Source organism: Vibrio algicola (assembly GCF_009601765.2).
Taxonomy (GTDB): domain Bacteria; phylum Pseudomonadota; class Gammaproteobacteria; order Enterobacterales; family Vibrionaceae; genus Vibrio; species Vibrio algicola.
In genome coordinates this window covers 798,476-824,841 of the sequence record NZ_CP045699.1, presented here as the reverse complement: position 1 = coordinate 824,841, position 26,366 = coordinate 798,476, and the positions used below count along the sequence as shown (strand labels likewise).

Sequence of the window (26,366 nt, the reverse complement as noted above, 5' to 3'; positions counted from 1 at the left end):
TTTATAGCTTTTATAGCTTTTATAACTTTATAACTTTATAACTTTAATCGCCCTAACAATGAGTGCGATAACGTGGTGCCATCCACCAATTCTAATTCGCCCCCCATTGGTACGCCGTGAGCTATTCGACTGGCTCCTACGCTATGCGCTTTGCACAGTTGAGCGATATAATGCGCCGTCGCTTCACCTTCTACTGTTGGGTTAGTGGCTAAAATCACTTCTTCCACATCCCCTTGAGCCAGACGATAATCCAACAAATCTAATCCGATATCGCTAGGCCCGATGCCATCGAGTGGCGACAAATGCCCCATCAACACAAAGTAGCGGCCCGAAAATTGTCCAGTTGCTTCAATGGCGGCGATATCGGCTGGGGTTTCGACCACACACATTTGACCATTGGCTTGGCGTTTAGGATTGGTGCAAATATGACAAGTATCTTGTTCGGTAAAGGTTCGGCATTGATCACAATGACCAATCTCCGTCATCGCTTGCGACAAGGCTTCGGCTAATTGCAAGCCGCCTTTACGATTACGCTGCAACAAATGGAAAGCCATGCGTTGGGCAGATTTAGGACCGACTCCAGGTAAACAACGAAGTGCTTCCATTAACTGTTCCAACATACTACTTGTGCGCATTGCTGACTCTCTCATTGAATTTATTGCTAGCAAAAATCAAAAAAAGCAAAGCTCGGCTGGCTTTGCTCTTTATATCAAATGGATAATATATCCAAGTATAAATGGCCTTAGAAAGGCATTTTCATACCTGGTGGTAATTGCATACCGCCAGTCACGCCTGCCATTTTTTCTTTTTGAGTTTCTTCAACTCGACGTGCTGCATCATTGAAAGCTGCAGCAACCAAATCTTCTAACATTTCTTTGTCATCTTCCATTAGGCTTGGGTCGATGTCGACACGACGAACACTGTGGCTGCCGGTGATGGTGATTTTAACTAAACCTGCACCCGATTCACCAGTGATTTCCATCGCTGCGATTTCTTCTTGAAGCTTTTGCATGCGCTCTTGCATTTGCTGAGCTTGCTTCATCATGTTGCCCATTCCGCCTTTACCAAACATAGTGTTCTCTCATTCATTAATTACGGTTTATATATTAATAATTGGGTCAACTGATCTCTCTTTCAACCCTAATCTAATAACTTTATGCTAGTGATCATTTCTACCATCAGTCAGTTATATCGGCCTAACACTGCTGGTGTCTAATTTTGCTGCAAAACGTTTTTGTAGAAACTGCACATTCGGATCATCTTGCAAGCTAACAAATGCCTGCTGCAATTTTTCTTGGTAAAGATTCTCGCGCAGCTCTAATGGTGTCGTACCTTCACTGCCAATCACTATTTTTAATTCACAAGACTGCTGGAAATGTTGCGATAACGCCGCGGTTAATTCTTGCTGGGCTCGCTCATTAATTAAATGGGTTTGCTGCTCACGCAAGTGCAAAGTGATCAGGTTATCTTGTTTACTGAATGTTGAATTTAACGCCAGTTGTTCGACCAGTTTTGCGGTCGAGAAATTTTGGATGGCTGCCGTCCACTCATCTTTTTCAATCGCTTCATTTAATAGCTTTTTTACCATCTCTGGCGTTTTTTCATGCTCAAGCGCTTGCTTAATTTGAGTCGGTGTTAACTCGCTAGTGGCCGCGCTATCCACCACTTTAGGTTGAGTGGACTTCCATTGATACGGTTCATTACTATCACTTTGCTCAGGTCCTGTGACGCCAGGCGTTCCATTCGGCGACCCCTGCACGGCTTGAACCGCTGCTGCCGTATGTTTACTGGCAATGCGTTCAAGTACCGAAGATGATGCAGTATTAGCAGGTGTCGCTTTAGTCTTTTTTACCCCAGTTTCTCCAGATTCACTCGCAGCGGGTTTATCACGCTGACTGCGCAATTGATGTCGCAAGCCCGTTAATGAAGCTGGTTTATTTTCCACCGGTTCTGTCGGCTTAACCGCTTGAGGTGGTTGAGTCGACTTAGGTGGCGTGACTGGCGCTGAAACAGGCGGTTGTTGCACGTTTTGAGGTGGCACATTCGCTACTTGGCGATCGGCTGCTTGCTGTTGAGGCATCTGAGACTGATTCTGCACCGGCTGAGATGGCATCTGCTGCTGATGTGGTGGGTATTGATTTTGCGCTGGCGAGGATGGTGCCTTAGCCGTTGTCGTCGACATTGGTGCTGGTCGAGAAATTGCTGCTGGTCGAGAAATTGCTGCTGGTCGAGACGCTGGCGCGCTTTCTACTACCGGCACACTCATAGTTTGAGTTTGTGGTAGTGCAATTGGGTTGGCGTTTATTGCCTGAGCAGGTCGAAATGCCAACATTCGCAACACTAGCATTTCTGCAGCCATTTTTTCTGATGGTGCTAGAGGTAAATCACCACGCCCTTTCAATGTCATCTGATAATACAGTTGTACATCTTGTGGGTTTAACGATTGGCTCAGTAAAATAATACGCTCAGCGTCTGGCTGCTCTTTATTCAAGGTTGCAGGCAAAGCTTGATACATGGCAACACGATGAAGTTGAGTACTGAGCTCTTTCAGTAACCCGTCCCAAGCGATCCCGTTAGCGGCCAGTTGTTCTAAACAATCCATTGCCACTTGCGGTTGCTTGCTGCTGATTGCTTCCAGTAAATACACCGCTTGTTCGGTATCGAGCGTGCCGAGCATATTGACCACAGTTTGAGTGCCAATATGGCCATTACCTAAAGCAATCGCTTGATCCGATAAACTTAACGCATCACGCATACTGCCATCGGCTGCATGGGAGATAAGCCCTAATGCACGCGGCTCTGAAGTGATGCTTTCTTCCCCTAACACATGATCAAGTTGCTGATGAATTTGATCTGAACTGATAGGTTTTAGATGGAACTGTAGGCAGCGCGATAAAATCGTGACGGGTAATTTTTGAGGATCTGTCGTCGCCAGCAAGAACTTCACATATTCAGGTGGCTCTTCTAGCGTTTTGAGTAATGCATTAAAACTGTGGCGCGACAACATGTGTACTTCATCAATTAAGTATACTTTGAAGCGACCACGCGCCGGTTTATATTGCACGTTATCCAGCAGTTCACGCGTATCTTCCACTTTGGTACGTGACGCTGCATCAATTTCTAGTAAATCGACATGACGACCTTGATCGATCTCAGCACAACTGTCGCATACGCCGCAAGGATTGTCGGTAATACCGGTTTCACAATTGAGTCCTTTGGCAAATAAACGTCCAATAGAGGTTTTACCCACCCCTCGAGTACCGCTAAATAAATAAGCGTGATGCAGACGATTTTGCTTCAAGGCGTTTTCTAGTGCGGTCACGACATGATCTTGCCCCACTACTTGATTAAATTTAGCTGGACGCCATTTACGTGCTAATGCGAGATAACTCATTAATAATTCCGATTGTTAACCATTGCTTATTCCATAGGTATTAAAAACCCCATAGAAAGATGAAGGCAGATATAGCTTAGTGTCCAGCAAATTCACAAATACTGTACACCGTTAAACCGAGTGATTTTAATTTCGCTTCGCCACCGATTTCAGGCAGGTTAATCACAAACGCCGCATGCTCGACTTCACCGCCTAATTGACGAATAAGCTTTACTGTCGCTTCAATGGTGCCGCCAGTAGCAAGAAGATCATCAACCACTAATACTTTATCTCCGGCTTGAATCGCATCGGTATGAATCTCTAAAGTATCGGTGCCATATTCTAACTGGTATGACTGAGAGACGGTTTCACGCGGTAATTTCCCCGGTTTACGAACAGGAATAAAACCTAGACCTAATTCTAAAGCCAATGGCGCACCAAATAGAAAACCACGAGCTTCAGTACCAACTACTTTAGTGAACCCCATAGATTGATATTTTTCAACTAACAACTGAATAGTGGCTTGATAAGCTTTCGGCTCTTCCATCAAACTGGTGACATCGCGGAATAAAATCCCAGCTTTTGGGTAGTCTGGGATAGTTTTAATGCTGTTTTTAATCAATGCTAAAGTGTCAGTCGTCATAATAAAATTCTTAATCGTTGAAAGCGAGATGGCTGATTTTACCATTTCACCCACTGACAGTAATCATTTAATTAAGGATTTTCTTCGGCTTCAATATTAACGGTTTGAGGGTCGTAAACAGGCATACGTGAAAAACAAAAAAACAGCACACAAAACCCTGCGACTAAACCTGCTTTCATCCACCAATGCGGCATCATAATGAAAGAAAACAAAAAGCTAAAAGATAGTAAAACATAGCCGCGCTTTTTGACTTGTGGGGCCACAGCGCCGTGTTGCTGCCAATTGTTTATGATTGGCCCAAGATGAGGATGGTTGTGGATCCAAGCGTGAAATTTATCATTGCTTCGCATAAAACAAGCGCTGGCTAATAATAAAAATGGCGTTGTCGGTAGTAAAGGTAAGAAGATACCTAATACACCTAAAAATAGCGCTAGACCGCCAACAACATTAAGGAGTATTTTACGAATTATGATCAGTATCCTTGTGTTATATACTCAAGTTACTTGGGTATAAGACGAGTGCTCACACAAAAACAAGCGTAAATAAACAAGCTATTGGCAGAGCGGTTCACCTTCCGTTTTGCTTAGTTATAACAAAAAACCGGAAGGTGAACAGTCTAACTTAACTTATGTTGCTAAGTCATTACTCAATGACATTAAAGGTTAAGCAATTGTATCCAAGCCAATGTTGCTGGGAGAGTGGGTAAAAGTAACGCGGCGAAAATGCCTAGTAAATAAAAGGCATTAAATGGTTCTTGATGATCGGTATCTGACACAGTAAATCCTCCTTGATTAAAGCATCAGTATAAAAGAAGTGCTTGAATGTAAATACCGAGAGAAATTATGGTTATTATAAATCTGTGGTCGACCTCATGTAATCGAAGTGTTAGTCACAGGTTAAATTTTTAATGGTTAACTTAAAGCTTCTAAAACCTAAATCACTCAAGACTAGATCACCACCACGTCGCATGGGCAAATCACTGGTAACAAAATTTTTGACGCAGCCTTTGCCTAATTCAATCCCAGTTTCAATGGCTTGATTTTTTCCGGTGGCATCGTCAGCCACATACCAATGACTCTCTAACCCTGCGGGCAAGATAGACAAACTACCATCCACCATATCGGCAATACCAAATAATGCCTTAATCGGTTCAGCGCAATCGGTACAACTGATGCCTTTTTCTAACAGCTCTGCTAAATCTTTTAAATCTGAATGGCTTTGTTTACGGGTGCGAATAAAGTCATTGAATAATGCTCGGATCAACAAGGATGTAGCAACGCCATTATCTTCACCAGAAGCAGCATCAACCAAATAGAAGGCAAAGCGCCCTTCCATCAACCATGAATAATCAAACACCAAAGGCATAGCTTCGGCAGGTTGTAGAATATGGTAACTGCAACGCCAGCGCCCTTGCTGAGTATCGCGTGGTGGTTGTAATGCCTGTAGCAAATCTCTTGCGGTAACATCATGTTCTTTCAAGTGATTCAAATGCCAATACAGTTCTTTTTCTTCTGGCATATCGCCCGATTCATTAATATTGAACCATTGGCTTGAAAAATCTCTTGAAAATGAAGGGTTGGTTTTCGACTCTTCGAGACTGGTGTGGATAGCAGAGGCAAAGTTTTGCAGCTGAGAAATTGGTTTAGTGAGAAAATCTTTGATCCCAAAACGTAATACTTTCGCCACATCTCGCATGTCTTCGGTCGCCGAGACCACAATCATTGGCAGCATAGGAAATTGCCAACTGACTTCTTCAACTAACTCAATCCCACTCATGATCGGCATATCAAGATCACACACAATAAGATCGGGCACATGATCTCGCAGTAATTGTAACGCCTCTAAACCATTGCTTGCTTCAACAACCTGATAGTTTTTGGTCGATAAAAACGTCGCCATCATAGTTCTAAAAATAGGGTCATCATCGACTAGCATAATAGATTGCATATCGCGATTAACTGCCGAATCAACTTGTGGTATTGTCATGCTACTTTTATGCATACTTGAAAAACCTCCCGATGATTGACTGGTGATATCCATATCGCCCCCCTCAATTATTAATACCAGTGCAACTGACTAAGACTATGTTGCTGGTTGAAAGCTGGCGCTTCATAAAATCTAAGCCACCTAAAATGCCGTTATTGATAGATTTGACCACAGTATAGCCATTTTTTTTCATCTACTTTATTTTACTGAGAATTAGCTAACAAAATTAGAGTAATAATCTCGTTTTGCGTTAAAATCCGTTCGCCATTCGCTATATTGACCTTATATAAAGTAGTAATATTTTTGTCGTTGTTCAAATTGAACTTGAATACAGGGCAATGTTTTTACTTTGGTTGTGATAAATTTGATATTAAACAACTCAAAAATGCAATCTTCAGTTACACTAATACCAATGAGGTATTCCTAAAGTGTCCAATACTATGAAACTTGATGATTTAAATTTATTCCGCTTAGTGGTTGAGAACGGTAGTTATACTGCAACCTCACGCAAAACTGCTATTCCTGTTGCTACGATCACGCGTCGTATTCAAGCATTAGAAGAGGGGTTAAATTTACGCCTACTTAATCGTAATGCTCGTAAATTGTCTTTAACAGAAGCCGGTCAACGCTTTTATGATGAATGTTCACCGTTACTGAAGAACCTCGCCCAAACCACAGAAAGTATTTCTGATGAATGTCGAGGGGCATCGGGTAAATTGCGCATTTCTGCCCCAATGAACACCGCTAAACGCATGATCATGCCGATGCTGAATGAGTTTATGGCTCAGTATCCCGATATTCGTATTGAATTGTCGATGACAAATCATGCCGATCAACTTGATCCAACCGAATGGGATGTGATTTTCCGTGTTGGCCCACAACGTGATTCAAGCTTGATTGCTCGTAAAATTAATCAAGTGAAAGATGTTTTGGTCGCTAGCCCTAAATACTTGGCAGATTGTGGCGAATTAAACCATGCTGACGATTTGCGCCATCATGCTTTGCTGAAAGGGTTACCTTTGGTCAAATGGCAGCTAAACAATAGCCGTGGTGAGTCCGTAACCATCAATGAAAAGGGCCGTTTAGAGGCCAGTGAATTAAATGTGGTTCGCAAGGCGTGTTCATTTGGTCTTGGGATCAGCTTAATGCCAGATGTAATGATCGAAGCGTATTTACATGAAGGTCGTTTGGTTCGCGTACTCGACGATTGGAGTGCTAACGCTCGTGATATCTATATGCTTTATAACCATAAAAATCATCAGCCTGAAAAAGTACGTTTGCTGATCGATTTTATCGCGCGTCACGAAGCGCTATAAAGCGGTCTATTTAATCTATTTTCAAATAAAGAGCTTACGCCAGCTATGGCATAGGCTCTTTTTTTATCTCAGTTAATAAATCTGGGTGCTGTTTTTGTTGGTACAGTGGTAATCGTTGACGCAACGCAATAAACGTATTCATCGCCCCTTTGCGCGCCAAATCATTGACTAACCAATCAGGTAAAGCGCCACCCGGATCGGCAAACGCGGTATAAATGATATGGGTCTTACCCGAAGCCAACTTTTGCAGCTGCCATTTTGCTTTGACATCGGTAATACGAATATAACCCTCTTGCGGTGGCAGGAAAGCGGTGGCATCTTCAATCACCAATATAAAGTGCTCACGGTCTAATTGACTGAAATAAGAATACGTCACCATGTCTCTATCTTGCGCAGGCCACGGCGCGCTAAATTGAGTATAAACAATATTTTCTTTGCTATTAATCTGCTCTAACACTTGGGTGCGATAGACATTATCCAACCATTGCGGCGCATTATCGACATCTTGTAGTAAATACAAAAAACCACTCAAACTGGTGTTCACTTGCATAATAGCGCGAATTTCCACTAAGCCATTTGGGTGTTCAAATTGGCTGATGCGGATCCCATCTTGCTCTTTATACAGTTGCCATGATTGCTGTTTTGATTGGAGAGTGTTTTGTTGCTCGGCATGCGCTGGCAATAGATTAATCAGCATCAAACAGCAGATCCCAATAAAGACGCGCATCCACCTTTGTCGTTGAAATTGAAAAATGATGATCTCCATCCCCTTGCCTAATATTTATCCATACCAGTTCCATCTACTGTTATAAATATAGCGTCTGTTTCACACTCTGTAAGCGTAAAAAAACCAGCATCGTCAAATGCTGGTTTTTAGTTATTCAATACGTTTTGGTCGTATTAGATCATGCACCTTCGTTGTGCATTTCTAAATTGGCTAAATCGGATTGTTCTTGATCCAGTTTGGCGTCGTCGTTACGCATTGCATCAATCACATCAAGATAAGCTTGATCGATATCACCAGTAACGTATTGCCCACTGAATACCGAGGTCTCAAAGGTGCTGATCGACGGATTACCGGTGCCTACTGCCGCGATAAGGTCATCAATGCTTTGGAACATTAAGGCATCTGCGCCAATCATCTTGCTGATTTCTTCTGGTTCACGCCCATGGGCAATCAACTCGTTGGCACTTGGCATATCAATACCGTACACATTCGGGAAGCGAACTTCTGGCGCTGCTGAGACCATGTAGACTTTATTAGCACCAGAGTCGCGTGCCATTTCAATGATCTGCTCAGAGGTAGTACCACGAACAATCGAATCATCGACTAATAGCACATTTTTTCCTTTAAACTCAGAGCGAATGGCATTGAGTTTACGACGCACAGATTTCTTACGTTGTTGCTGACCCGGCATGATAAAGGTACGACCAACATAACGGTTTTTCACAAAGCCTTGGCGGTATGGTTTATCAATCAGTTGAGCAATTTCAAGTGCGATATCACACGAGGTTTCAGGGATTGGGATCACTACATCAATATCAAGATCATCCCACTCACGTTTGATTTTTTCGCCAAGCTTTCTGCCCATTTCAAGGCGAGCACTGTACACCGAAATTTTATCAATAAATGAATCTGGGCGAGCAAAATAAACGAACTCAAAGATACATGGATTCAGCTTTGGATTCTCGGCGCATTGTTCAGTAAAAAGCTCACCATCAAAAGTGGCATAAATGGCCTCACCTGGCGCGACATCACGCACAAAATCAAAGCCAACCGCATCAAGTGCCACTGATTCTGATGCCACCATGTATTCGGCACGTTCTCCGACCATACGCTTGCCTAAGCATAAAGGACGAATACCATTTGGGTCACGGAATGCCACCATGCCGTGGCCAATGATCATGGCAGAAACCGCGTAAGCACCCTTCACGGTTTGATGCACTTTCTTAATTGCATTAAAAACATCGGTTGGCGTCAGCGGGTAGCTTTCCGCGAGATCAATTTCTTGCGCTAAGATGTTTAATAATACTTCAGAGTCGGAAGTGGTGTTAACGTGGCGGCGACCTTGCTCAAATAACCACTGACGAATATCGTTCGCATTGGTTAAGTTGCCATTGTGCGCCAGAGTAATGCCGTAAGGCGAGTTAACATAAAAAGGCTGAGCTTCAGAGGCACTTGAACTGCCTGCGGTTGGGTAGCGAACATGGCCGACACCAACTGTGCCTTGCAAGCGTTGCATATGCTTCACTTCGAATACATCTTTCACCAATCCATTGGCTTTTCGCAGACGGAAACGATTGCTATCTATGGTAATAATACCCGCGGCATCTTGGCCACGATGTTGTAACACCGTTAATGCATCATAAATCGATTGATTAACAGGCGTTATACCTACGATTCCAACAATACCACACATGTTTTAACCCTCGGTTGGCAAAGCACTGACGCGCTCTGTAAATTACAGAGACGGCGCGCCAGACAAAAAGCTTGATGTTTGTTTTATATGGTCGAAAAACGGCGCGATTATCCGGCTAAATTGCGGGATAAGCTGCGAATCTTTCCACCAATCTGAACTTGGAAATGCTGTAAAGGCATCCATAAAGAACAACACAACGGCAATGATTAGAACGCCACGTAATGCACCAAATACCACCCCGATCACTCGGTCAGTACCTGACAAACCCGTTTTGTTGACTAGTTGAGCAATCACATAATTGACAATGGCCCCAACCACTAATGTGGCGACAAATAAAGCGGCGAGTGCTGCTCCATTGCGAACCATTTCATTATCAATATTGGTAAAATAAGCGGCTAATTTAAGATAATAATGGCTGGCAATATAAAATGCACCACACCAAATTACCAAAGACAGTGCTTCTTTAACAAAACCACGAACTAGACTGATCAATGCCGAAAAGCCGATCACCCCTAAAATGACAAAATCTATCCAAATCATAAAATCTACATCTTAAGTTGGCGCGCATTTTAACAGAAAAATGCGCCGCGCAAACGTTTTCTTTATGGATTAAGTGGCTTAAATGTCTGTAATTGGCCTTTTAATCCGGTAATTTTTTGTAACTCAGCTACTTGTTTCTCTAATTTATCTTTCGAAATATCAGGCCCAACGATCACACGATACAATCCACTGTCTGGTTTTAAGTGGGCTTGGTAGCCTCTTTTCTTCAAATCCGCGACCAATTTTTTAGCATTATCTTGGTTTCTTACCGCCACTAATTGAATAATCCAAGCACTATCACTGTAATGGTTCACTTCGCGTACCGGTTTTGATTCGACCGCGACTTGATCAGACTTTGCGACCGCTTCTTTGATGGCGGGTTTTGCTTTCACGGCTTTTTTCTTCGTCACTTTAGCGGGTTGACTAGTAACAGTAACCGCGCTGACTGGCTCTTCAGGTAGCGCAACATCGAGATCAACAGGATCTTTAATATCTTCAACATTTTCTTGTGCTTGAGAAGCATTATCGGTCGGTTTGATTGGTATCGCGGCAAACTCTTCTTTGTAATGTTCTTTTTGACCATCAAAAATGTCGGGTAAAACGATCACACCAATCGCCACTAAAATCACAGTGCCAATTAAGCGGCTTTGAAACTTACTCGCCATGTAGACTCCTTTTATTATCACTTTGCCAATGGCTTAGCACTTCCCCTACAGTATGGAAAGAACCGACCACAAGCAATACATCTTCCGCCTTGAGTTGATCTTGAGCATAGTTAAACGCTTCAATTGGTGTGGCATATTGGATCACGCCCTCTGGCAATGAAAGACATAATTGTTGTGCGCTTGCGGCTCTAGGCCCTTGTAGTGATGCAGGGTACCAATAATCGACCACCGGCATTAACTGTTGCAAGGTCGCATTAATATCTTTGTCATGTAACATACCGACTACCGCATGAATTTTTCGTTCAGGATTTGCATCGGTTAAATAATTGAGCTGCAATTGCTGTACTAAATATTGAGCAGAATGGGGATTATGCGCTACATCTAATAAAATTGTAGGCTGAGAGCTTAATATTTGCATTCTCCCTGCCAGTTGCGCTTTTTCCAAGCCCTTCACAATATTAACATCTGTAATGTCCAGCCCTGAAGTACTCAACGCCATTAATGCGGTTGCAGCATTGGCAAGCGGCAAGCTTGGGACCGGTAAATCAGACAAATCGAATGCGCCACAATTCCAATGCCAACGAGCGCTATTGTTACTGTCTCGTTGATAATTAAACTGATAGCCTACTTGATGCAATTGAGCCCCAATATCATCGGCATGTGCGGCAACCGTGGCAGGTGCTTGTGGTTGTCCACAAATAGCGGGTTTGCCACTGCGGAAAATACCCGCTTTTTCATAACCGATCACATTAATATCATCGCCAAGCCAATCAACATGATCAATCGCTAAACTGGTAATGATTGATACATCATGATCAACTACGTTGGTGGCATCTAAACGTCCGCCTAAACCAACTTCAAGTAACACCACATCGACTTGTTGCTGTTGGAATATTCGCAATGCTGCTAGCGTGCCAAATTCAAATAAGCTAAGGCTGGTTTGTAGGCGGGCTTGTTCGATAAAATCAAAAGCTTGAGTATGCTGCTCATCACTGGCATTTTGGCCATTAATGCGCACCCGCTCATTGTATTCGATTAAATGCGGAGAACTGTAAACGCCAACGTTATAACCAGCATCAAGCAAAATCGCTTCCATTAGCGCACAGGTAGAGCCTTTGCCATTGGTTCCTGCAACAGTGATCACCGTTGACGCAGGTTTGGTTAAATTAGCAGATACAGCCACTTTAGACACTCGTTCAAGGCCGAGGTCGATAGCACTAGTGTGTATGTTTTCTAAATAGCAAAGCCACATCGACAGAGGTGATGTGGCTTTGGGGGGAAGGTGTTTACTCATCGATGGTCAAACTCACATAAGAAGTCATCATTCAATGACTGCCAAATCATAAGAGTCGCTTTGGCAGTCCGATCAAACCGCATTACTTTTTATCAGCAACCGGTACTTCATATTCAGGAGCAGAATCAACAGAAACCACGAGTGGTGATTGATAGTTAGTCAATTTTGCGACTAAACCACCAATACGTTGACGCATTTCACGACGGTCAACAATCATATCGATTGCGCCATGCTCAAGTAAGAATTCGCTGGTTTGGAAACCTTCTGGCAAGTTCTCACGTACGGTTTGCTCAATCACGCGACGACCAGCAAAACCAATAATGGCTTTAGGTTCGCCAACATTAATATCGCCTAACATAGCAAAACTGGCTGTCACACCACCAAAGGTTGGGTCAGTCATGACCGAAATAAACGGTAAGCCCTTTTGTGATAAACGTTCAAGCGCGGCACTGGTTTTCGCCATTTGCATTAGAGACATCAGTGCCTCTTGCATACGGGCACCACCACTGGCAGCAAAACACACAAAACCACAGTTATTGGCAATCGCTTCATCAATCGCGCGGACAAAACGTGCGCCAACCACAGAGCCCATTGAACCGCCCATAAATGCGAACTCAGAGGCACAAGCGACAATAGGCATACCCAGTAGTTCACCTTTCATCGCAATCATGGCATCCGTTTCGCCACTTGATTTTTGCGCAGCCGAAATGCGGTCTTTGTATCGCTTAGAATCTTTAAACTTTAATTTATCTTTTGGTTCAAATTCTTGACCAAGTTCAACTTGAGTACCAGCATCAAGAAATGTCTCCAAACGACGACGACCAGACATTCTCATGTGATGGTCACATTTTGGACATACTTCTAGGTTACGCTCTAATTCAGCTTGGTATAACACTTGCTCACATGAAGTACATTTGGTCCAAATTCCTTCAGGAATAGACGCTTTACGTGAACTAACAAGATTTGTCGTAGTAAATATTTTTTCAAGCCAACTCATTAGAAGACCTTTTAGCTAGATCCCTCGCTGTATTGCGAAAGATGGGAATATGAGAAAAATGCGAGGAGATTAAAACACATAATACTCGCAGTGTAGATAAAAAACTGGTTGTACCTATTTTTACTAGGTCACAATCTAACCATTTAAAATCAATATTGTTCTAGTGTAATAACAATGTAATCAAAATCCAACCAAACATTATAGATATGCGGTTAAAAATCAATCTAATGGTAAAAAAATCGGCCCCATAGGCATAACAGGCAACTCAAATTGCGCTGGATAATCCACATCGACTAAATATAAGCCCCCGGGTTTAGCGGTCACTCCGGCTAAAGCTCGGTCTTTTTGTACTAACAGCCATTCAATCCATTGCGGTTCTTTTTCATCACAAGCCACTTTCAGCAAACTGCCAACAATATTACGCACCATATGGTGCAAAAAGGCATTAGCTTTAATGTCTACTACAATAAAGTCGCCAATACGGGTTATGTCTAGATGCTTAATCTCACGGCACGGTGTGGCGGCTTGGCAATGACTGGCACGAAAAGAAGTGAAATCATGCTCGCCTAATAAGTAATTGGCTGCTTGTTGCATTTTTTCAACATCAATCGTTTGATGATAATGGCTGACACCTGATGCCATGATCGCAGGGCGAAATTGACTATTGCAGATGATATAGCGGTAACGACGCGCGGTGGCACTAAAGCGAGCGTGAAACTCTTCAGGTACTTCTTTTGCCCAACGGATGGTAACAAAGCTCGGTAAGTGAGTATTTCCCCCCATAGTCCATGCCACCAGCTTACGCACTGAAGTTGTATCAAAATGTACTACTTGCCCAGTACCATGTACGCCAGTATCGGTACGACCGGCACATTGCACCGCGACTGGGTGATTAGCAATAACGGTTAGGGCTTTTTCAAGATACTCTTGCACACTAGGGACATCATTTTGTCTTTGCCAACCACATACTTGGCTACCATCATATTCAATACCTAAGGCAATTCGCATCTTTATTCGACTCTTTTAAACTTAAAACTGGGCGCAAAGTATATAGGGAATTGCCCCAAAGAAAAAGGTGGCACCATCGCCACCTTGATTTTAATTGATAACCTTTAGCATAACGATTAAGACTTAATTCTCGCCAACAGTTTTTCGGCTTCTGCTTTTAGGGCAAGTTCATCACTTTTCATTACCGCGTTTAATAATTTTTTCGCCGTCGGGTAATCGTCTATTTCGATAAAAGCTTTGGCTAAATCAAGCTTGCCATTTATTTCATAATTATCATCGACATTGCACATTTTGACATCGCCTAATACATCAGGAAACTCGCCTAAACCCACATCGAGATCGACCTCTTCATCGCTATCATCAACAAAATTCGGCGCTTCTTTTTTCTGCTCTTGCTGTAACGGAAAATCCGGTTTGGTTTCCAGTCCTGGTTCTGGCATATATTGAGCGAAATTTGATGATGACAAGGTGTCATTGTTAGGTGGAATTGTCTCTAACTTACCCTCATCATTTTTAGCGATGTCTTTTTCAAATGTCACTTGTTCAAAACTTTCTTCTTCAGCAACGGTTTCACTGTTTTCTGACGAGTCAAATTTGTTCGCTGTTGGCGGATTAACTTCTGCGGCGGCATCAAATTCCTGCGGCTCACGTTCAGCATCCTCTAACGCCTGTTGCTCTTGATACACTGGCAATTCTGAATCGACAAAAGTCAGCGGCTCTTGTGGCTCTGGCTCTGGCTCTGGCTCTGGCTCTGGCTCTGGCTCTATAGGAAGTATGTCTGCTGTTATCGATTCCGAGTCAAATATTGGGGCCTTTTGCGCTTGAGGTTCAATGGTTTGTGTCCCTTCAGTATTCGCCTTATTTCCTGTAATTACGCGAAATAACAGTAGGATCAATACAAGCGGCACAATCACTAAAAGCCATAACATTGGATATTGATTTAACAACGACATCAAGGTTGGCAATAAGCCTTGTGGACTCACAGGAGTTGGTTGAACTTGCTCCCGAGTACGTTCTTCATCGCTCAGCTGTGTCTGTAATTTATCTAATTGAGTTTGAATATTTCCCAGCTCTGTATTTAAACGTTGAGCTAATAAATCCACTTGAGAGGTGCTAGGCAGATTTACATCGTTATCGCTTTCTTCTCCAACATTCGCGCCTTCAATTTGTACTTTCGTCGCGGTGAGTTGCTGGTTATCACTATCGCCAACGGAAGTAATATGGACCTTAGGTAAATCATCTTCGGCGTTAAATGGCGGTGGCGGAGCAATATTCTCATCGACCTGAGATGGGATCGGGCGTTTGGCATCCTGCGCCATTATTTGCCTTGCATCTTGGGTTGATTCCGATTGGACTTGCGCTAAGCTTGGCATTAACAACGTGCTGCCAGAGATCAACCCATGAATATTGTGATCTTCAAATGCTTTCGGGTTCAGGTGGTAAATCGCCAGCAGAGATTGATAGAGACTGACTTTTTCGCTTAATTGATAATGTTTAGCGATCGACCATAAGGTTTCATTTTCAGCGGTTGGCCCATAAGTTTGCATCTGATCGGTTGATATTTGTTCAGCTTGGATCGCCGCAGAGGCTGATGAAATTTGAGTGGTCGATAATACAGGCGTGGCGAGTTCAACCGAATCATCGGCACAAGCAGTCGGTATTTGAAGAAAAAAAAGCAAAGCCAAAGGGGTGACAATATGCTTCATGGTTCGGCGCATAAAAAACTCAGTTCATTAATCGATTTAAACAATACTTCTTCAATATATAGGAATAATCCGGCTATTGGGTAGTGATCATGACAAAAAACACGATGAAACAAAGGTTTTGTAGCAATACGGTTAAATTTCAAGCTTATTTTAGAACTGCATCCAATAAAAAACCCTGAGCTTGAAGCCGTTACACTCAAGTTCAGGGTCTGATTTTACCAAATAAATTCTATTTACAAGTAATCGTGGATCAAGACTTCTGCGATTTGTACCGCATTGGTGGCAGCACCTTTACGCACGTTATCGGCCACGACCCACATGTTAATTCCGCTATGATGGCTAATGTCGTTACGAACACGTCCAATCATCACTTCATCTTTACCGCCACCATCACGCACTTGAGTTGGGTAATCAAGGCCACGGAATAGCGAAATACTGGTGTTTTGCTCGAAGAGCTCCATTACTTGCTCGGCATCAATCGGGGTTTGGGTTTCCACATGCAATGACTCTGCATGGCCGTAAAATACGGGTACATAAACACAGGTTGGGTTAATTTGAATCGAAGCGTCATGGAAAATTTTCTGCGTTTCCCACACGATTCTCATTTCCTCTGCGCTATAACCATTTTCCGTGATCATATCCACTTGCGGAATACAGTTAAACGCGATCTGTTGAGCAAATTTATCATTTTCTGCAGGTAAGCCGTTTAATAATTTTGCTGTCTGACCTGCTAGTTCATCAATGCCTTGTTTACCCGCTTCCGATACAGATTGGTAAGTCGAGACGTTAATGCGCTCAATACCTACCGCATCTTGGATCGGCTTTAGTGCTACCGCCATTTGAATGCTGGCACTGTTTGGGCTCGCAATAATGTTACGGTTACGAAATTCAGCAATCGCTTCTGGGTTCACATCTGGTACCACAAGAGGTACATCGTAGTCGTAGCGATACTTCGGTGAGCTATCGATCACGATCACTCCTTCGTCACTGGCAATAGGTGCCCATTTCTCAGCTTGTTCTGCATCGTTAGCAAAAAAGGCAATTTGTACTTGTGACCAATCAAAATCTTCTACACTGTTCACATGGGCTGTTTTACCATCATAACGGTAGCTTTTACCTTCACTCTCTTCTGTTGCGAGTAAAAACAGTTCCGCAATTGGAAAATCACGTTCTTTTAATACTTCAAGAATAGCTTCACCAACTGCGCCAGTAGCACCGAAAATAGCAATGTTAAATTTTTGACTCATGTAAAACCTCAATGTTAAAACCTAAAGATGCAAATGGCGTAAGATCTATCGCCGCTGTCGATGCTGTCACAGTTGTCGATGTCGGAACGGCTTTATCAATACAAACCAAGCGAATCGCACTGTATTCTCGGCGATCCCAGTATTGTTTGCGCAAGCGATCAAAGGCCTGTGCTTGTGCTTTTCCATCTAATCGTGACATTTCTCGGCGAAAAACCGCATCATCGTGGCGCACATCATAAATCAACTGAGTCAAATTGTGCAGTAATGCTTGTGTTTTCTCGCGATCTTCACTCCAACCTGTTGATAACTGAACTTGTGGGATTGGCGCAACGGGTAATAATTCACTAGCATTGGCGCGATTTGGCAAGTTAAGAAACTCACAATAGGCATTAAAGATCATAGTGGTGCCACGCGCTTTACCTTCTAATCCGTAGCCTGCAATATGCGGCGTCGCAAAGGCCAATAACGGCAATAATTCCAAATCCACTTGCGGCTCAAATTCAAATACATCCAATACTGCAATAAAGCCATCTTGTTGCTGTAAACGTGCTTTTAACGCTTGATTGTCGACCACGGGTCCACGCGCTGCGTTGATCAAGATTTGATCTGCACGCAATGCATTAAGGCGCTTAGCATCGATTAAATGGTGAGTGGGGTGATCGCCATCTTTAGTGATCGGGGTATGCAGACAGACCACATCAGCTTGCTCTAATAAGTTGTCTAATTCAACAAACTCTCGGCTGTCAGCTTGCTGTTGCTCGGCGTGTGATTGCTTATTTTGTTGCTGCTTAAATTGTTGCTGCTTAGGCGGATCGTTTAGTAACACCTTAAAGCCCAGCCCAGTCATACATTGAGCTAAATAAGAACCTACCTGCCCTGCGCCAACAATGCCTATGGTTTTATCAAACACACAAAAACCATGTTGCTGCGCCAAGACCATCAATACGCTAAACACATATTCTGTTACACCAACTTTATTGCAACCGGGTGCAGAGGTGAAATAAATCCCTTTTTGGGCCAGCAGTGCTTTATCGACATGATCTTGCCCTGCGGTCGCAGTACCGACAAATTTCAGTTTATTGGCTTTACTCAATAATTGGGCATTGACCTTGGTAACCGAACGGATCATTAGCGCATCAACATCCACCAAATCATCGGCTGTCATCGTTCGCCCCGGCAGCATCTTCACTTCACTAAGTTGACTAAATAACGCTTCGGCATACGGCATGTTTTCATCGATGACTATTTTCATTACAGACTCTCACACTGGATGATTGTACAATTTGATTAAGTTCTCATCCAAAATTATTAATTCCAAAAAGCCGTTTAAACCCTCCATGGACACTTGGAAAAGAACCTCCCTGTTCTTTTGACACTTTTCTACGTCAACAATATGGATGGAACGATACTGGACTGAATTAATATTCGACCAATCAAAGTAATTAGATGACTTATAATACAAAAAATCCCCAGCCTAAGCCGAGGATTTATCAATACACTAAGCCGTTTATTGGCTAAGGATATTACGCTTGGTATTTCTTGATAACAAGTGTGGCGTTTGTGCCACCAAAACCAAAGCTGTTAGACATAACCGTGTTGAGTTCTTGCTCGCGAGGTTCTGTCACAATATCTAAACCCTCTGCGGCAGGATCAAGCGTTTCGACGTTGATACTTGGGGCAATAAAGCTATGTTGTAGCATCAGCGTTGAGTAAATCGCTTCATGTACACCCGCCGCGCCAAGTGCGTGACCTGTCATGGCTTTGGTGGCTGAAATCGCAGGGCATTTGCCGCCGCTGTCTTTACCAAATACTTCTTGGATCGCGCCAAGCTCTTTTACATCACCAACCGGAGTAGAAGTACCGTGGGTGTTAACGTAATCGATAGAATCGACATTTTCCATTGCCATCTTCATGCAACGAACCGCGCCTTCACCAGAAGGAGCGACCATATCATAGCCGTCTGATGTTGCGCCGTAACCTACGATTTCGCCGTAAATTTTTGCGCCACGAGCAAGAGCATGTTCCAGTTCTTCAACCACAACCATACCGCCGCCACCAGAGATAACAAAACCATCACGGTTTGCATCATAAGTACGAGAAGCTTTTTCAGGCTGATCATTAAACTTAGTTGATAATGCACCCATCGCATCAAACATCATGGCAGAAGACCAGTGAAGCTCTTCACCACCACCAGCAAATACCACATCTTGTTTGCCAAGTTGGATAAGCTCTAATGCGTGACCGATACAGTGTGCTGAAGTCGCACAAGCTGAACTCATGGTGTAGTTAACGCCACGAATTTTAAATGGCGTGGCAAGACAAGCTGAAACCGTTGACGCCATAGTACGAGGAACCATGTAAGGACCCACGCGCTTTACGCCTTTCTCACGGATAGTATCCACTGAGATCACTTGGTTTTGTGAAGAAATACCACCAGAGCCAGCAACAAGACCGGTACGATCATTTGATACTTGGTCTTCAGGTAACTGAGAATCTTCCACTGCTTGTTGCATTGCAAGGAATGCATAAGAAGCAGTATCGCCCATAAAGCGCATTTGTTTACGGTCGATAAAATCGCTTGGTGTGATTTTTAGCTCACCCCAAACATGAGAACGAAGACCGGCTTCTTTAAATTGCTCTGAAGCACTAATGCCAGATTTACCTGTTTTTAAAGACGCTAATACTTCTTCTACGTTATTACCAATACTAGATACAATGCCTAGACCAGTGATGACGGCTCGTTTCATGTGACATTCCTATAATTCAAAAATCGTGTAAATGATAACTGACTTACTCTTACTAAGTGGTCAGCTTTCCTAATTTTTCCCTTTTGTATTGCTATTTCATCATTAAAATTGGCAATACAGGCGCTTCTCGATCAATAAAGGTCGCGTAATGGGTATATAATAGCCCTAAATCGACCCAAAATGACAGGTATTATGAGTTCTATACAAAATGCGAAACTCGATTGGAATGAATCTGGCACGCCGATCTCTCATCAATTTGATGATATTTACTTCTCTAACGCCAATGGACTGGAAGAAAGTCGCTACGTTTTCATTAAACAAAACCATTTGCCAGAACGTTGGCAACACTTCCCCCAACCTCGCTTTACCATCGCAGAAACGGGCTTTGGTACTGGGTTAAATTTTTTGGCCGTGTGGCAGCAATTTGAATCGTTTAGATCTCAACATCCGCAAGCTTGTCTCAAACAGTTACACTTTATCAGCTTCGAAAAATTCCCTGTCAGTCTCGATGATTTAAAAAAAGCCCATGCTGCGTGGCCAGAACTGGCTGATTATGCCCAGCAATTACAAGCCATTTACCCTGTTGCGATCCCTGAATGTCAGCGATTAGTGTTAGCCGATGGCATGATCACGCTCGATCTCTGGTTTGGTGATATTCACGATAATCTCCCGCAAATTGCCCACAACCAAGATGGCGTGGTCGATGCATGGTTCTTAGACGGTTTCGCACCAAGTAAAAATAAAGACATGTGGAATGACGCATTATTTACGGGTATGGCCGCCATCACTAAACAACAAGGCACTTGCGCCACTTTTACCGCCGCTGGTTTTGTGCGTCGCGGCTTAATCGATGCCGGTTTTGAGATGAAAAAAGTCAAAGGCTTTGGCACCAAGCGCGAAATGATTGCAGGTTGCCTCAAGCCTCAAACCCCTGAACAAAGACGCGCTAATGCCAATATACCGCCTTGGTTTGCCCGCCATCCGGCTTCGATATTTTCATCCGATAACGATAACTCAGCAGCGGACCATGACTCAGAAGGCAATCATCGTCTTGCATCAAGCAGCATTGCGATTATTGGCGGCGGCGTTGCCAGTGCCACACTCGCCCAAGCATTGCATCGTCGTGGGTTAGCTGTCACTTTGTATTGCGAGGATGATGTTGCCGCACTCGGCGCTTCTGGCAATCGACAAGGCGCGTTATACCCTTTGGTTGCCGAACCGGACGCGCCTTTAAATCGATTTTTTGCTCCCGCTTTTTTATACGCCCGTCAATTTGTGTTGCAAGCGGCGCAAAATATTGAATTCGATCATGATTTTTGCGGTGTCACTCAATTGGCGTGGAGCGAGAAAGCCAAAGGCAAACTCGATAAAATGCTCACCAATGGGTATCCCGCCAGTTTTATTCAAGCATTAGATACCAAACAAACTGCGCAAACCATCGGTTTAGATATCGAGATGGAAAGCGTGTTTTATCCGCTCGGCGGGTGGTTATGTCCACAACAGTTAACCCAAAACACCATTCAAGCATTGCAACAAAGTGACCGTTTTCAAGCCCATTTTAATACTCGAATTGAGTCATTAGAGTGGTGTGAGCAAACGCAATGTTGGCAACTGAAAACCGCCACGCAAACATTCAAACACCAAACCGTGGTGGTAGCGAATGGCCATCAATTTCATCGCTTTAAACAACTAAAGGCTATTGCGGCTACGCCGGTAAAAGGCCAGGTTAGCCATACCCCAACCACGCCAAACTTACAAAAATTGAACACTGTACTTTGTTATGATGGTTACATGACGCCACAAAACCCCAACAATGCGCACCATTGTATTGGCGCAAGTTATGATCGTAATAACATCGACCATAACTTTGATCCTCAAGCGCAACTCAGCAATGCCGAACGTTTAGTCAATTGCGTGCCCAATCAAACTTGGCCACTTGAAGTGAACATTAGTGATAACCAAGCGCGTCAAGGTATTCGCAGCGTTACTCGCGATCACCTACCGTTTATTGGTAACGTGTGTCAATTTGAACCTGTCGCAGAAAGTTATCGTCAAATCGATCCACAAATTTTGCGCACGAAACCAGAATTAATGCCTGAGATCCCACAGTATCCAAATCTATTTTGTATGGTGGGACTAGGCGCTCGCGGTTTATGCTCTGCGCCACTATTGGCAGAAACCTTAGCCTCACAAATCGTGGGCGATCCGCTGCCTTTGCCAAATGAGATATTAGAAAAACTGCACCCCGCCAGAATGTGGGTACGAAGAATGTTGAAAGGCCGACCTATCGAAAGCTAACAACCGCGGCGAAAATAACAAAGGTGTTGATCTCACGATCAACACCTTTTTTTTAAATCACCCTTCGGCGTTATATTTTACGCAGTTAATGCCACCGCTGCCGCCATCAATTGGGCTTGCGTGGCCTCATCTTTTGGCTTACCGCTTTCGATATCAAACACATCAAAAAAGCTTGGGATCGATACCGATGCTTTAACCTCTGCATGGAAAAAAGGCGCAGAACCTGTCGCTTGAGCTAAGACACTTTTTGCGCCGCTAGGGCCCGGACTGGTAGCTAAATACACCACTGGCTTATGCGCAAACATTTGCTGATTAATGCGAGATGCCCAATCAAACAAGTTTTTATAAGCAGCAGTATAAGTCCCGTTATGCTCTGCCAGTGAAATAACAAAGGCGTCAGCACTTTCTAATTTCGCAAAATAGGCCTTCGCACCATCAGGACGACCGATTTCTTTTTCAGTATCAGTACTAAACATCGGCACAGGAAAATCGTTCAGATCCAACACTTCAACCTCTGCACCTGGCACTAAGTTGGCGGTATAAGCGGCTAATGCTTTATTAATTGAGTTGAAGCTTGAACTTGCACCAAAAACGATAATTTTCATACGGACTCCCTGTCTAAAAAAGTAATCATCCCATCAAAGTTATTATATAACCAGATAGTAATGACCGAAGGTGTAACGTTAAACCGCTTGGTTCAAACGCTGCCACAGTGTTGCGACTATTAGTTGATCGGCTGGGGTGAGTTCGTTGCGCGCCGCATCCAAACTGGCTTGAGTTCGCTGTTTGAACACTGCAATGTCTTGAATACCTTCAAGTTCACAATCGGCCGCCGCCAGCGAGATATGGCCACGCAAATAGCCACCAGCAAATAATTCATCGTCTGATGCGGTTTCTACTGTGTTATCAATCGCTTCTAATAATTGTTCTTCTAATTCAATGATCATCCGTTACTCATTACTTAACAATAAATTGGGTTGGGTGTAATTCTGGGATTTGATAAACATCACGCAGCGCATCCGACAGCATTTTGACTCGCAAAGGCAAGCCTTGTTGTAAAATGCTTAACACTTCTGCTTGCACTGTTGCCATAAACGTTAAACGATCTGGTTCAAAATCGCCATGTAAATTGTCACAACTGACCGTAAAGGGAAAACCGGCGCTCACCGATAAAATCCACTCATAAGCTTGCGGGCGAACTTCGACCTTTTCAAATTCAGCTTGGACTTGCTCGGTACGCCCATCCGGTTCATACCAATAACCAAAATCTTCTAATAAGCGACGCTTTGGTCCGGCGACACACCAATGGGCGATTTCATGCATCGCCGAGGCGTAAAAACCTCGCGCAAAGAGAATACGATGATGAGCAATTTTCTCATCGGCAGGTAAGTAAATAGGCTCATCCCCACCAAGTTCTAACTGAGTATTATATGACCCAGAAAAAGTTTGGTTAAAGATGCGAATGATATCGGGATATTGATGACGTGATTCTGGCATGGCGTGATTCTTTTAATACAACATAAAGGCACATTGTCCTTACTTTTTTATCTTAGGTAAAGTTTAATCTATCGGGATAATTTTTAATGATACTTCGCTGTCAAAGCACCAACAAAAAATGGCTTACCCACTTTTAAATAAAAGCAGATAAGCCATTCATTTTGTTTATTTTAAACCTAAGCTTTTTTCTTCAATCCGCAGGGATTAAATCTTTGGTGTTTGTGTTTGTACGCCGTGATTTTGGCCACGATGACGCAACAAATGATCCATCAAGACAATCGCCAGCATCGCTTCTGCAATAGGCACCGCGCGAATCCCGACACAAGGATCATGACGACCTTTGGTGATAAGCGAGGTTGATTCACCTTGGCGGGTGATGGTTTCGCCTGGTACGGTAATGCTTGAGGTTGGTTTTAGTGCAATGCTTGCCACGATATCTTGACCGGAAGAAATGCCACCTAAAATGCCACCTGCGTGATTGGATTTAAACCCTTGCGGCGTCATTTCATCGCGGTGCTGACTGCCCTTTTGATTGGCCACCGCAAAACCATCGCCAATCTCAACCCCTTTGACTGCGTTAATGCCCATCAATGCATGAGCAATATCAGCATCTAAACGATCGAAAATCGGCTCACCTAATCCAACAGGCACATTGGTGGCGACCACCGAAAGCTTTGCGCCAATGGAATCACCCTGTTTTTTTAAATCGCGGATTAACTCATCAAATGCCGCTACTTTATCGGCGTCTGGGCAGAAGAATGGGTTGTTTTCAATTTCATCCCAATCGACTTTATCGACGCTAACATCGCCCATTTGTGACAAATAGCCTCGAATTTCAATACCAAATTGTTGTTTAAGGTACTTCTTCGCGATACCACCTGCGGCCACGCGCATGGCGGTTTCACGCGCAGAAGAACGACCACCACCGCGATAATCACGCACTCCATACTTTTGATGGTAAGTGTAATCGGCGTGACCTGGGCGGAATTTATCCATAATCTCTGAATAATCTTTTGATCGCTGATCGGTGTTTTTGATCATCAAACCAATCGAAGTACCGGTAGTTTGACCTTCAAATACACCGCCTAAAATTTCCACCTCGTCAGGTTCGCGGCGCGCAGTGGTGTAGCGTGATGTGCCAGGACGGCGACGATCCAAATCTTTTTGTAAATCGGCTTCGCTAATGTCTAACCCCGGAGGGCAGCCATCGACAATACAACCTAATGCTTTACCGTGGCTTTCACCAAAGGTTGTGACGCGAAAATGTTGACCAATACTGTTCCCTGCCATGAATCCCTCTTTGACTTCATTCAATATGCTTCTATACCCACAAATTGCCGTAATTACTCACAACGTTAGGCATACACAGTGTTGATGACACTGATAACAATTTTATTACTCATGCTTAGATAGTGTCGTCATGTGACAAACTTGTAAACCCTATAATTTAAAATAATCGTGTCTTTTCAAAAGAAACCGACAATAAAAATGCCAATACTCGAGGAATATTGGCATTACATATACCCAAAGCAATTGAAGTTGCAGTGAGACGGCAAGTAAACGAAGCCCCATGAGCTTAGCTTGCCTAAGTGATTGGGGTGAGTTAGCGCAGCCAACAAAGCTGCAGCTTCAAGTAAGACGGGTATAGATTCTCTATAATGAAATCACACGTTATTGCTTATAAATCGAAAACTCTTGCGCATGTTCCACTAACTGTTGGCGTGTTAACAAGAATACGCCATGACCACCATTTTCAAACTCAAGCCAAGTAAATGGAATGTGCGGATATTGCTCCATCACATGCACCATTGAGTTGCCCACTTCGCAGATCAAAATACCATCATCGGTTAAATAATCCGGTGCATCCGCCAAAATACGGCGCATGAGTTTTAAGCCATCAGTGCCAGCCGCTAAGCCTAGCTCAGGTTCATGGCGAAATTCTTGTGGCAAACTATCCATATCCGCTTGATCGACATACGGCGGATTACTGACAATAAGGTTGTAATGATCTTTTGGCAGATCATTAAATAAATCCGAACGCAATGGGTACACTTGCTGCTCAAGACCGTGATCGGTAATGTTTCGCTCTGCCACATCTAAAGCGTCTACCGAGATATCAACCGCGTCAACTTCCGCATCTGGGAAAGCATGAGCACAGGCAATCGCAATACAACCGCTGCCAGTACATAAATCCATAATGCGGGTTGGCTCTTCGGTTAACCAAGGTTGGAATTGGTTTTCAATCAACTCACCAATCGGAGAACGTGGCACTAATACACGCTCATCGACATAAAACTCTAAGCCACAGAACCACGCTTTGTTGGTTAAATAAGCGGTTGGTGTGCGCTCGTTAATTCGTAAGATCACACGCTCAACAATGCGTAAACGCTCACTATGAATGAGACGTGAGTTCAAGACATGCGGCGGCACATCAATCGGAAGATACAAAGTTGGTAAAATGAGTTGTACTGCTTCATCCCAAGAATTGTCGGTACCATGACCATAAAATAGCCCCGCCGCGTTAAAACGGCTGACCGTCCAACGGATCATATCTTGTAAGGTATGCAGTTCAGATACCGCTTCATCAATGAAAATTTTATCCACTTGTGCCTCCGATCAGGGCGTCAAT

The 26,366-nt window shown here is 43.5% G+C and carries 24 protein-coding genes; 2 read left to right on the top strand and 22 right to left on the bottom strand.

The genetic code is table 11. From position 1 onward, the window contains the following. Positions 1-35: 35 nt before the first annotated feature. From recR to GFB47_RS03740, 6 genes are all read right to left on the bottom strand, one after another. Positions 36-635, bottom strand: coding sequence for a recombination mediator RecR (gene recR, locus GFB47_RS03765; protein WP_153446664.1), 600 nt, complete (start codon positions 633-635; stop codon positions 36-38). 107 nt (positions 636-742) lie between these two features. Then, entirely contained in the window at positions 743-1,072 is a 330-nt protein-coding gene (locus GFB47_RS03760) for a YbaB/EbfC family nucleoid-associated protein (RefSeq protein WP_153446663.1), read from the bottom strand. A 114-nt stretch (positions 1,073-1,186) separates the two neighbouring features. Then, positions 1,187-3,394: a DNA polymerase III subunit gamma/tau gene (gene dnaX, locus GFB47_RS03755; RefSeq protein WP_153446661.1), complete on the bottom strand. Its 2,208-nt coding sequence runs from the start codon at positions 3,392-3,394 to the stop codon at positions 1,187-1,189. Positions 3,395-3,470: 76 nt separating this feature from the next. Continuing rightward, positions 3,471-4,016 (bottom strand): adenine phosphoribosyltransferase, encoded by a 546-nt coding sequence (gene apt, locus GFB47_RS03750; RefSeq protein WP_153446659.1) that lies wholly within the window; start codon positions 4,014-4,016, stop codon positions 3,471-3,473. A gap of 71 nt (positions 4,017-4,087) precedes the next feature. Beyond that, positions 4,088-4,495, bottom strand: a complete 408-nt coding sequence (locus tag GFB47_RS03745) for a YbaN family protein (protein WP_407701696.1) — start codon at positions 4,493-4,495, stop codon at positions 4,088-4,090. Between the two features lie 406 nt (positions 4,496-4,901). After that, positions 4,902-6,017, bottom strand: a complete 1,116-nt coding sequence (locus GFB47_RS03740; protein ID WP_153448135.1) for a response regulator — start codon at positions 6,015-6,017, stop codon at positions 4,902-4,904. A gap of 425 nt (positions 6,018-6,442) precedes the next feature. Between GFB47_RS03740 and GFB47_RS03735 the strand changes: the two genes are divergently transcribed. Continuing rightward, positions 6,443-7,318: a LysR family transcriptional regulator gene (locus GFB47_RS03735; RefSeq protein WP_153446655.1), complete on the top strand. Its 876-nt coding sequence runs from the start codon at positions 6,443-6,445 to the stop codon at positions 7,316-7,318. A gap of 43 nt (positions 7,319-7,361) precedes the next feature. Here GFB47_RS03735 and GFB47_RS03730 read toward each other — a convergent pair whose 3' ends face one another. The 11 genes from GFB47_RS03730 to fabB form a co-directional block, all read right to left on the bottom strand. Then, a complete protein-coding gene (locus tag GFB47_RS03730; RefSeq protein WP_225874289.1) occupies positions 7,362-8,084 on the bottom strand; it encodes an START domain-containing protein in 723 nt (240 codons plus the stop codon). Positions 8,085-8,223: 139 nt separating this feature from the next. Then, on the bottom strand, positions 8,224-9,738 hold the full coding sequence (gene purF / locus GFB47_RS03725) for an amidophosphoribosyltransferase (RefSeq protein WP_153446653.1): 1,515 nt from the start codon (positions 9,736-9,738) through the stop codon (positions 8,224-8,226). Positions 9,739-9,780: 42 nt separating this feature from the next. Next, complete coding sequence (locus GFB47_RS03720; protein WP_153446651.1) at positions 9,781-10,278, bottom strand: CvpA family protein; 498 nt, start codon at positions 10,276-10,278, stop codon at positions 9,781-9,783. 62 nt (positions 10,279-10,340) lie between these two features. Beyond that, entirely contained in the window at positions 10,341-10,943 is a 603-nt protein-coding gene (locus tag GFB47_RS03715) for an SPOR domain-containing protein (RefSeq protein WP_153446649.1), read from the bottom strand. After that, entirely contained in the window at positions 10,933-12,237 is a 1,305-nt protein-coding gene (gene folC / locus GFB47_RS03710) for a bifunctional tetrahydrofolate synthase/dihydrofolate synthase (protein ID WP_153446648.1), read from the bottom strand. Before folC ends, GFB47_RS03715 begins: the two co-directional genes overlap by 11 nt. An 82-nt stretch (positions 12,238-12,319) precedes the next feature. Beyond that, on the bottom strand, positions 12,320-13,234 hold the full coding sequence (accD, locus tag GFB47_RS03705; protein ID WP_153446646.1) for an acetyl-CoA carboxylase, carboxyltransferase subunit beta: 915 nt from the start codon (positions 13,232-13,234) through the stop codon (positions 12,320-12,322). 219 nt (positions 13,235-13,453) lie between these two features. Continuing rightward, a complete protein-coding gene (gene truA, locus GFB47_RS03700) occupies positions 13,454-14,242 on the bottom strand; it encodes a tRNA pseudouridine(38-40) synthase TruA (protein ID WP_153446644.1) in 789 nt (262 codons plus the stop codon). A 116-nt stretch (positions 14,243-14,358) separates the two neighbouring features. After that, a complete protein-coding gene (locus tag GFB47_RS03695) occupies positions 14,359-15,960 on the bottom strand; it encodes a FimV/HubP family polar landmark protein (protein WP_153446643.1) in 1,602 nt (533 codons plus the stop codon). A 221-nt stretch (positions 15,961-16,181) separates the two neighbouring features. Continuing rightward, the gene (locus GFB47_RS03690; RefSeq protein ID WP_153446641.1) at positions 16,182-17,195 is read right to left on the bottom strand and encodes an aspartate-semialdehyde dehydrogenase; all 1,014 of its coding nucleotides are present in this window, start codon (positions 17,193-17,195) and stop codon (positions 16,182-16,184) included. Further along, positions 17,179-18,447 carry a 4-phosphoerythronate dehydrogenase gene (locus tag GFB47_RS03685; RefSeq protein WP_153446639.1) on the bottom strand — a complete coding sequence of 423 codons (1,269 nt, stop codon included), beginning with the start codon at positions 18,445-18,447 and terminating at the stop codon, positions 17,179-17,181. The genes GFB47_RS03690 and GFB47_RS03685 overlap by 17 nt, the downstream gene beginning before the upstream one ends. Before the next feature lie 271 nt (positions 18,448-18,718). Further along, positions 18,719-19,942 (bottom strand): beta-ketoacyl-ACP synthase I, encoded by a 1,224-nt coding sequence (fabB, locus tag GFB47_RS03680; protein ID WP_153446638.1) that lies wholly within the window; start codon positions 19,940-19,942, stop codon positions 18,719-18,721. 192 nt (positions 19,943-20,134) lie between these two features. Here fabB and mnmC point away from each other — a divergent pair, with 192 nt between their 5' ends. After that, positions 20,135-22,240: a bifunctional tRNA (5-methylaminomethyl-2-thiouridine)(34)-methyltransferase MnmD/FAD-dependent 5-carboxymethylaminomethyl-2-thiouridine(34) oxidoreductase MnmC gene (gene mnmC, locus GFB47_RS03675; protein WP_153446636.1), complete on the top strand. Its 2,106-nt coding sequence runs from the start codon at positions 20,135-20,137 to the stop codon at positions 22,238-22,240. A 77-nt stretch (positions 22,241-22,317) separates the two neighbouring features. Here the strand turns inward: mnmC and GFB47_RS03670 are convergent, their stop codons facing one another. The 5 genes from GFB47_RS03670 to prmB form a co-directional block, all read right to left on the bottom strand. After that, a complete protein-coding gene (locus tag GFB47_RS03670) occupies positions 22,318-22,845 on the bottom strand; it encodes an NADPH-dependent FMN reductase (protein WP_153446635.1) in 528 nt (175 codons plus the stop codon). Positions 22,846-22,923: 78 nt separating this feature from the next. Next, positions 22,924-23,187 (bottom strand): YfcL family protein, encoded by a 264-nt coding sequence (locus tag GFB47_RS03665; RefSeq protein ID WP_153446633.1) that lies wholly within the window; start codon positions 23,185-23,187, stop codon positions 22,924-22,926. 10 nt (positions 23,188-23,197) lie between these two features. Continuing rightward, positions 23,198-23,737, bottom strand: coding sequence for an elongation factor P hydroxylase (locus GFB47_RS03660; protein WP_153446632.1), 540 nt, complete (start codon positions 23,735-23,737; stop codon positions 23,198-23,200). A gap of 204 nt (positions 23,738-23,941) precedes the next feature. Further along, complete coding sequence (gene aroC, locus GFB47_RS03655) at positions 23,942-25,027, bottom strand: chorismate synthase (protein ID WP_153446630.1); 1,086 nt, start codon at positions 25,025-25,027, stop codon at positions 23,942-23,944. Positions 25,028-25,408: 381 nt separating this feature from the next. Further along, positions 25,409-26,341, bottom strand: coding sequence for a 50S ribosomal protein L3 N(5)-glutamine methyltransferase (gene prmB, locus GFB47_RS03650; RefSeq protein ID WP_153446628.1), 933 nt, complete (start codon positions 26,339-26,341; stop codon positions 25,409-25,411). Positions 26,342-26,366 lie beyond the last annotated feature (25 nt).

Excerpts from the sequence above, each read along its gene's own strand:
- recR (WP_153446664.1), bottom strand. The coding sequence starts at position 635 with ATGCGCACAAGTAGTATGTTGGAACAGTTAATGGAAGCACTTCGTTGT.
- GFB47_RS03760 (WP_153446663.1), bottom strand. The coding sequence starts at position 1,072 with ATGTTTGGTAAAGGCGGAATGGGCAACATGATGAAGCAAGCTCAGCAA.
- dnaX (WP_153446661.1), bottom strand. The coding sequence starts at position 3,394 with ATGAGTTATCTCGCATTAGCACGTAAATGGCGTCCAGCTAAATTTAAT.
- apt (WP_153446659.1), bottom strand. The coding sequence starts at position 4,016 with ATGACGACTGACACTTTAGCATTGATTAAAAACAGCATTAAAACTATC.
- GFB47_RS03740 (WP_153448135.1), bottom strand. The coding sequence starts at position 6,017 with ATGCATAAAAGTAGCATGACAATACCACAAGTTGATTCGGCAGTTAAT.
- GFB47_RS03735 (WP_153446655.1), top strand. The coding sequence starts at position 6,443 with ATGAAACTTGATGATTTAAATTTATTCCGCTTAGTGGTTGAGAACGGT.
- GFB47_RS03730 (WP_225874289.1), bottom strand. The coding sequence starts at position 8,084 with ATGGAGATCATCATTTTTCAATTTCAACGACAAAGGTGGATGCGCGTC.
- purF (WP_153446653.1), bottom strand. The coding sequence starts at position 9,738 with ATGTGTGGTATTGTTGGAATCGTAGGTATAACGCCTGTTAATCAATCG.
- GFB47_RS03720 (WP_153446651.1), bottom strand. The coding sequence starts at position 10,278 with ATGATTTGGATAGATTTTGTCATTTTAGGGGTGATCGGCTTTTCGGCA.
- GFB47_RS03715 (WP_153446649.1), bottom strand. The coding sequence starts at position 10,943 with ATGGCGAGTAAGTTTCAAAGCCGCTTAATTGGCACTGTGATTTTAGTG.
- folC (WP_153446648.1), bottom strand. The coding sequence starts at position 12,237 with ATGAGTAAACACCTTCCCCCCAAAGCCACATCACCTCTGTCGATGTGG.
- accD (WP_153446646.1), bottom strand. The coding sequence starts at position 13,234 with ATGAGTTGGCTTGAAAAAATATTTACTACGACAAATCTTGTTAGTTCA.
- truA (WP_153446644.1), bottom strand. The coding sequence starts at position 14,242 with ATGCGAATTGCCTTAGGTATTGAATATGATGGTAGCCAAGTATGTGGT.
- GFB47_RS03695 (WP_153446643.1), bottom strand. The coding sequence starts at position 15,960 with ATGCGCCGAACCATGAAGCATATTGTCACCCCTTTGGCTTTGCTTTTT.
- GFB47_RS03690 (WP_153446641.1), bottom strand. The coding sequence starts at position 17,195 with ATGAGTCAAAAATTTAACATTGCTATTTTCGGTGCTACTGGCGCAGTT.
- GFB47_RS03685 (WP_153446639.1), bottom strand. The coding sequence starts at position 18,447 with ATGAAAATAGTCATCGATGAAAACATGCCGTATGCCGAAGCGTTATTT.
- fabB (WP_153446638.1), bottom strand. The coding sequence starts at position 19,942 with ATGAAACGAGCCGTCATCACTGGTCTAGGCATTGTATCTAGTATTGGT.
- mnmC (WP_153446636.1), top strand. The coding sequence starts at position 20,135 with ATGAGTTCTATACAAAATGCGAAACTCGATTGGAATGAATCTGGCACG.
- GFB47_RS03670 (WP_153446635.1), bottom strand. The coding sequence starts at position 22,845 with ATGAAAATTATCGTTTTTGGTGCAAGTTCAAGCTTCAACTCAATTAAT.
- GFB47_RS03665 (WP_153446633.1), bottom strand. The coding sequence starts at position 23,187 with ATGATCATTGAATTAGAAGAACAATTATTAGAAGCGATTGATAACACA.
- GFB47_RS03660 (WP_153446632.1), bottom strand. The coding sequence starts at position 23,737 with ATGCCAGAATCACGTCATCAATATCCCGATATCATTCGCATCTTTAAC.
- aroC (WP_153446630.1), bottom strand. The coding sequence starts at position 25,027 with ATGGCAGGGAACAGTATTGGTCAACATTTTCGCGTCACAACCTTTGGT.